The organism is Rhizobium sp. UBA1881 (assembly GCF_002338015.1).
Lineage (GTDB): Bacteria > Pseudomonadota > Alphaproteobacteria > Rhizobiales > Rhizobiaceae > Rhizobium.
In genome coordinates, this window is sequence record NZ_DDHH01000211.1 from 20757 (window position 1) to 27322 (window position 6566).

5 protein-coding genes and 1 pseudogene are annotated in these 6566 nt (G+C 63.6%); 2 read left to right on the forward strand and 4 right to left on the reverse strand.

What is annotated here, in order from left to right; translation table 11 throughout:
- Positions 1–38 precede the first annotated feature (38 nt).
- Positions 39–959, forward strand: coding sequence for an ROK family protein (locus B3605_RS25475; protein WP_112944200.1), 921 nt, complete (start codon positions 39–41; stop codon positions 957–959).
- Positions 960–1167: 208 nt separating this feature from the next.
- Here the strand turns inward: B3605_RS25475 and ppk2 are convergent, their stop codons facing one another.
- The 4 genes and pseudogenes from ppk2 to B3605_RS25495 all read right to left on the reverse strand — a co-directional run bounded on the left by ppk2 (position 1168) and on the right by B3605_RS25495 (position 5240).
- On the reverse strand, positions 1168–2085 hold the full coding sequence (ppk2, locus tag B3605_RS25480; protein WP_018902013.1) for a polyphosphate kinase 2: 918 nt from the start codon (positions 2083–2085) through the stop codon (positions 1168–1170).
- 212 nt (positions 2086–2297) lie between these two features.
- Positions 2298–3601: pseudogene (locus B3605_RS25485) on the reverse strand (DUF3422 family protein).
- A 154-nt stretch (positions 3602–3755) separates the two neighbouring features.
- On the reverse strand, positions 3756–4184 hold the full coding sequence (locus B3605_RS25490) for a DoxX family protein (protein WP_112944198.1): 429 nt from the start codon (positions 4182–4184) through the stop codon (positions 3756–3758).
- Between the two features lie 72 nt (positions 4185–4256).
- On the reverse strand, positions 4257–5240 hold the full coding sequence (locus B3605_RS25495; RefSeq protein ID WP_112944197.1) for a sugar-binding transcriptional regulator: 984 nt from the start codon (positions 5238–5240) through the stop codon (positions 4257–4259).
- Between the two features lie 422 nt (positions 5241–5662).
- Between B3605_RS25495 and tal the strand changes: the two genes are divergently transcribed.
- Positions 5663–6566: transaldolase (gene tal / locus B3605_RS25500; RefSeq protein WP_296436837.1), on the forward strand; the 904-nt coding region annotated here is incomplete at its 3' end.

The window sequence follows — 6566 nt, forward strand, 5'->3', positions numbered from 1 at the left end:
CGAGCAGATTCTAACCGTTTGGAACAAGCAGAATACGAATGATCATCTCCTTCGACATCGGCGGCTCGGCGATCAAGGGCGGCGTTGCCCTTTCCGAAACCGAGATCACGCCGCTCGGCCGCCGCCCGACCCCCCTCGATGATTTCGGCGCCTTCGTCGATACGCTCAGAACCTTCATCGCGGAAGCCGGCGGCACGCCGACGCTGCTGTCGATCTCGATCGCCGGCGTCGTCGATCCCGATACGCAGCTGCTCACCTGCGCCAACATTCCCTGCATCCACCAGCGCACCATCGCCGCCGATCTCCAGGCAGAACTCGGCGTGCCGGTGCTGGTCGCCAACGACGCCGACTGCTTCGCCATGGCCGAAGCCGGCCTCGGCGCCGGTCGCGGCCACCGCATCGTGCTCGGCGTCATCCTCGGCACCGGCGTCGGCGGCGGCGTGATCGCCAACGGCCGGCTGATCAACGAGGCGGGCGGCTTTGCCGGCGAATGGGGCCACGGCCCGATCGCGGCACTGCGCGCCGGCCACCCGCCGGTCGAAATCCCGCATTTTGCCTGCGGCTGCGGCCAGAGCGGCTGCGTCGATTCCGTCGGCGGCGCGCGCGGCATGGAACGCCTGCACAAGACCCTCCACGGCCTCGACTTCACCAGCGAGGAGATCATCGGCCAGTGGCTGGGCGGCGAGGAAAAAGCCGCCCGCACGATCGACGTCTACATCGACCTCCTCGCCTCTCCTCTGGCGCTGACCGTCAACATCACCGGCGCCACCATCGTGCCGGTTGCGGGCGGGCTTTCCAATGTGGAGCCGCTGCTGGATGAGTTAGACAAGGCGGTGCGCCAGCGCATCCTGCGCAAATTCGACCGACCGCTGGTCGTGCGCAGCGAATGCCGCGTGGAGCCGGGGCTGATTGGGGCGGCATTGCTTGGATTGAAGGCGGAAGCGGAGATGTTGGGGTAGGGGTAGCCCCGCGAGGGTGGAGCAAGCAGCCCCCTCATCCGACCCTTCGGGCCACCTTCTCCCCGCTGGGGAGAAGGGGAGATGGAGCGAGCGGCCCGCTCCCAAGTCTCTTCTCCCCAACGGGGAGAAGGTGCCGGCAGGCGGATGAGGGGGCCTCACCCGCCCAGCGGCTCTATTCAATCAACAGTTCACCCGCCGACGTTTCCAATCAATACTTCGACGGAACGTACAACTCCGGCGGTAGGACCTTGCGTTCGTAATCCGGGTTGAACACGCGCTCGGGCAAGGCGATCTCCTCGTGCGGCACATCCTCATAGGGGAACTGCGAGAGCAGATGGTCGATGCAGTTGAGGCGCGCGCGCTTCTTGTCGTTGCCTTCGACGATGTGCCAGGGGGCTTCCGGGATGTTCGTGCGGGCGAAGGTTTCTTCCTTGGCCTTGGTGTAGGCCTCCCAGCGGATGCGCGACTGCAGGTCCATCGGCGACAGCTTCCACTGCTTCAGCGGATCGTGGATGCGCACGAGGAAGCGCAGCTGCTGTTCTTCGTCGGTGATCGAGAACCAGTATTTGACGAGGCGGATGCCGGAGCGAACCAGCATGCGCTCGAATTCGGGCACGTCGTTGAAGAACTGCTCGACCTGATCCTCGTCGGCAAAGCCCATGACGCGTTCGACGCCGGAGCGGTTGTACCAGGAGCGGTCGAAGAGCACGATCTCGCCGCCAGCAGGCAGATGCGGCACATAGCGCTGGAAGTACCACTGCGACTTCTCGCGGTCCGACGGAGCCGGAAGCGCCACGACGCGGGCGACGCGCGGGTTGAGGCGCTGGGTGATGCGCTTGATGACGCCGCCCTTGCCGGCGGAATCGCGACCTTCGAAGATCACGACCACCTTTTCCTTGTGATAGGTGACCCAATCCTGCAGGCGGATCAGCTCGGACTGCAGCGCGATCAGCGAACGGAAGTATTCGATGCGCGGCATCGATGGCGGGTGCGCCTTGCGGTAGATCTTGCGGATTTCCTCGGACAGCGCCGGCTCGGAGAGCTCGAGCTCATAGTCTTCATCCAGCGTATCGGCCAGTTCGGCCTCGAGCCAGTCGGTTGAAGGCGTGCCTCTCATGGTGGTCATCTCGATCCCTGTTCAGATTTGTCGCTTCGGACGCTTGCGGAGGTGTCTTGCTTTGCGCCGCATGACGATATCATGAAAGCACGCACGGCAAGGCCACTCATGGCGCCAAATAAGCAGCGTGTCATGAAGGATATATGACGCTTCGGCCGGACGCGGAGATGCGTGCGCAAAGTGGTCGGCAGGTGAGCGTGCTGCCGGCCCTTCGGATCAGCTCAGCTCAGCGCGTCGGGGCGGTTGGCCTCTTTGACGTGGTCGTCGCTGTGCTTGCTGCGAATGCGGCGCACGGTGAGCCAGACGCCGAGAACGACGAAGGGTACGGCCGCGCCGGTCAGCGTCTCCGGCGCGATCTCGACACCTACGCCATGCAGAAGCTTGGCGAGATAGCCGACGAGGCCGATGACGTAATAGGAGATCGCGGCGACCGACAGGCCTTCGACCGTCTGCTGCAGGCGCAGCTGCAGATGGGCGCGCTTATCCATCGAGGCTAGGATCTCGGTGTTGAACTTTTCCAATTCGACATCGATCCAGCTGCGCAGAAGGGCCGTTGCGCGGGCGAGCTTGCGCGACAGGTCCGCCTGCCGCTCCTCGACCGACTGGCAGGTGCGCATGGCGGGCGCCAGCCGACGCTGCAGGAAGGCGCCGAGCGTCTCGTTGCCGGGGAGCGCCTTTTCGGCCAGCATGGCGACGCGCTCGAGCACGATGTTGTAATAGGCGCGGCTGGCGCCGAAGCGGTAGAGGCTAAGGGCAGCATTGGCCTGAGCTCGGCGGCGAGGCGGGTGATCTCCGACAGCGTGGCGTCGGCTTCGGCGCGCGCATGCTGCTTCATGCCCTGCGTGATGGCGGTGAAGCTCGTTTCGATCTGGCGGATCTCGGGCGAGAGCGTCTGCGCCAGCGGCAGGCCCATCATGGCGAGCGTCCTATAGGTCTCGATGTCGAGCAGGCGCTGGGCGAGCATGCCGCGGGCGCCATCCGTCATGCCATGGTCGAGCACCAGGAACTTGGTCAGCCCGTCGCCGTCCTGGCGGAAATCGGTGATCACGGTCGCCTGGCTGTCGGCCACCATGCTCTGGCAGAGGCTGGTCGGATCGAAATTGGCGATGACGTCGGCGACATCCTCGCTATCGGGGCGGATCTCGATGCGAACGCCGGAGATAAAGGGGCCCGGTGCCGCGAAGCTGGCGCCGAAGGGATTGACGGGGATTTCGGCGCCGAATTCCGCCGGCGCCGGCGTGTCCCAGAAATAGGTCGAAAATTCCGTGTGGCGCTCCCAGCGCAGCGTGCCGCTGCCCCAGCTCATCGTGTGGTGGCTGGTGTCTGCGGCGGGTGCCGGAACACCCTGGGCAAGCGAGAGCGCCTTCAGGATCGCCTGGTCGGCGACGAAGTTGGCCTCGGTGAGGAAGGCGACCTGGAAGATGACGCGGGAGACAGGGATGAGCGTATAGGGGCGCGAATGGATTTCGCCGAGCGCGCGCGCCCGGACATCGGCTACGGGAAACGAAAAGCTACGCTTCGACAAATCTTGCCTCCTGACTGTGCCCCCACGGCCAGTTCTTCCCTTGGCTATTATCAAATGGCCCGGCGCGTACGACGTGGCGGTTTGACGCACAACGATCATGCGCCGGCAATTTGCGTCGTGTCGAGCCGTTTCAGTTCCGTCCGCTGCGCCGAGCTCAGTGCGACGCCGGCAATGGCCAGCGCGTCACCTTGCCGGCAAGCAGTGCCCACCAGACGATGACCGGCTGCAGGGCGAGGCGCGGCAGATGATACCACCAGCCCAAGGCGGCCGTGGTCGAGCCGAGATCGTCGATGGCGTGCTTGATGTTGGCCGGGAACACACAGACGGCATAAAGCGCCAGGCAGATACCGGCCGAGCGGCGTAACCGTTCAGTCGTCAGGCCGATCGCGCCGGCAATTTCGCACAGGCCGGTGAACGCGATCACCACGGCCGGGAAGGGAACCCAATCCGGGGTGATCGACAGGAACGCGGCTGGGAAGAGCAGGTGCGCCCAGCCGGCGATCATGTAGAGGCCGGCCAGGATAAACCTGCCGGTTGGGCTTTCCGCGTGGTCGGTGGAGGCATTGTCTGCGGCTTTGGTCATGCAGCGTCTACGCAAATGACCGGCGTCTGGATGATGCCATATGTCGCCGATGCGCCCGATGCGCCCGATGCGTCAGGCGGCTTCGGCGAGCTCGATCAGGGCGCGAGCGGCGCTCTCGTCTGTGATCAGCGTGTTGCAGCCGATCCGCTTGATGGTGGCGCTGATGGCAACCGCCCGGTGGGCGCCGCCGGAGGAGAGCACGATGTGCTTGGCCTTCTTCAGTGTATCGAGATCGACGGACATGACCCGGCTGTTGATCGAGTGATCGACCGTGTTACCGTCCTTGTCGAGGAAATTGAACATGGTGTCGCAGACACAGCCGGCATCGATCAGCTCCTGCAGCTCGTCCTTGGAGATCCATCCCTCCGACAGCGAGGTCGAATGCGGGCCGATATCGCCGCAGCTGACGATGGCGAGATCAAGCGTCTCGGCGAGCCGGTAGATGGTGTCGAGGCCGCACTTTTCGATGAGGTTGCGCTTGGTCTCGGTGGAATCGACCAGGAGCGGCGCGAGGAACATGTAGCATTCGGCGCCGAGCTGGCTTGCGAGCCGCCAGGTGTAATCGATCGGGTTGGTCTGGTGGACCGCGACGATGCCGCCGAGCAGCGAGACGACCTTGCAATTGTCGCGCCGCGGCGGACGGAAGCTCGACAGCGAGGCCGTCATGGTGCGGCCCCAGCCGACGCCGATCGTGTAATTGTCGGGGATCGCTTCGGACAGAAACTGGCCGAGCGCCAGGCCGACGCTCTTGGCCAGCGCATTCGGATCGGAAGTGACGGGGGCGGGCACCACGATCGCCTCGTCCAGGCCGTAGGCGCGTTCCAGCTTCACCGATAGTTCGACGCAATCGCCGATCGAATCGTTGATCCAGATCTGCACCTCGCTGCGCTTCATCGCCTCGTCGAGCAGCCGAATGACGGTCGTGCGGCTGATGCCGAGCTGCTCGGCGACATCTTTTTGCGTCAATCCCTGGTTATAATAGAGCCAGGCAGCGCGCAGTCTGAGCGAGGAGGCTTCCGAATAGGCGGTGTGCGTGCCGCGTTTTAGCTTGACCACATCTCCTCCAAAAGCAAAGGCGCCCTAGATCCTGCTCGAGACAGGGCATGGTTTGTCGCCGCGATAATGACCGGTGTGACACTTATGTCAATTGAAATACACAAATGTCCTTGACATAATGGCCCTGGAATAGCGATAGTCTTGGTAACTGGTCGTTCCGTCCATTGTAGGAGGCACTGTGCGGGCATATGGCAAATCGCAGCGGTCTTGCGCCGGGGCTGGATTGCCCTTGGACGTCTTCGTTGCGGCAGCCCGAGACGGGAACGATGGGGTACTCGCCGACGTTTATGATGTAAGCCGAACGCGCGGGCACGATTTCACAGACAGCGACTTCAAAGACAGTACGGGCAATCCGTAGATCACCTCATTCGCCGGGCCTCAAGTGCTCCGGCTCGCAGCTCAAGTCAAAAGGACACGTGACCATGACATCCAAGCTTGACCAACTCCGCGAGATCACCACCGTCGTCGCCGACACCGGTGACATTGAAGCCGTTGCCCGCCTGAAGCCGGTCGATTGCACGACCAACCCGAGCATCGTTTTGAAGGCACTCGGCACGCCGATGTTCGCCGACGCGATCAAGGAAGCCGTTTCCTGGGGCAAGAAGCAGGGCGGCAATTCTGAAGCCGTTGCTTCCGCCGTTGCCGACCGTCTCGCCGTTTCCGTCGGTGCAGCGCTCTCCAAGCTCGTTCCCGGCCGCGTGTCGACCGAAGTCGACGCCGACCTTTCCTTCGACACCAAGGCGTCGGTTGAAAAGGCTCACGGCATCATCGCCGGCTACAAGGAACGCGGCATCGAGAAGGATCGCATCCTGATCAAGCTCGCTTCCACCTGGGAAGGCATTCGCGCCGCCGAAATCCTGCAGAAGGAAGGCATCGACTGCAATCTGACGCTGCTCTTCTCGCAGGCCCAGGCGATCGCTTGCGCCGACGCCAAGGCGTTCCTCATCTCGCCCTTCGTCGGCCGTATCCTCGACTGGTACAAGAAGTCGACCGGCAAGGACTTCACGCCTGAGGAAGATCCGGGCGTCATCTCCGTCCGCGAGATCTACAACTATTACAAGGCCAACGACATCAAGACGATCGTCATGGGCGCCTCGTTCCGCAGCGCCGGCGAGATCGAAGCACTGGCCGGTTGCGACCGCCTGACGATCGCGCCGAACCTGCTCGACGAACTCTCCAACGACCAGGGCAAGCTCGAGCGCAAGCTGTCGCCCGAGGGTGCCAAGCCGATCTCCAAGATCGCCGTCGACGAGAAGACCTTCCGCTGGATGATGAACGAAGACGCCATGGCGACCGAAAAGCTCGCCGAAGGCATCCGCGCCTTCG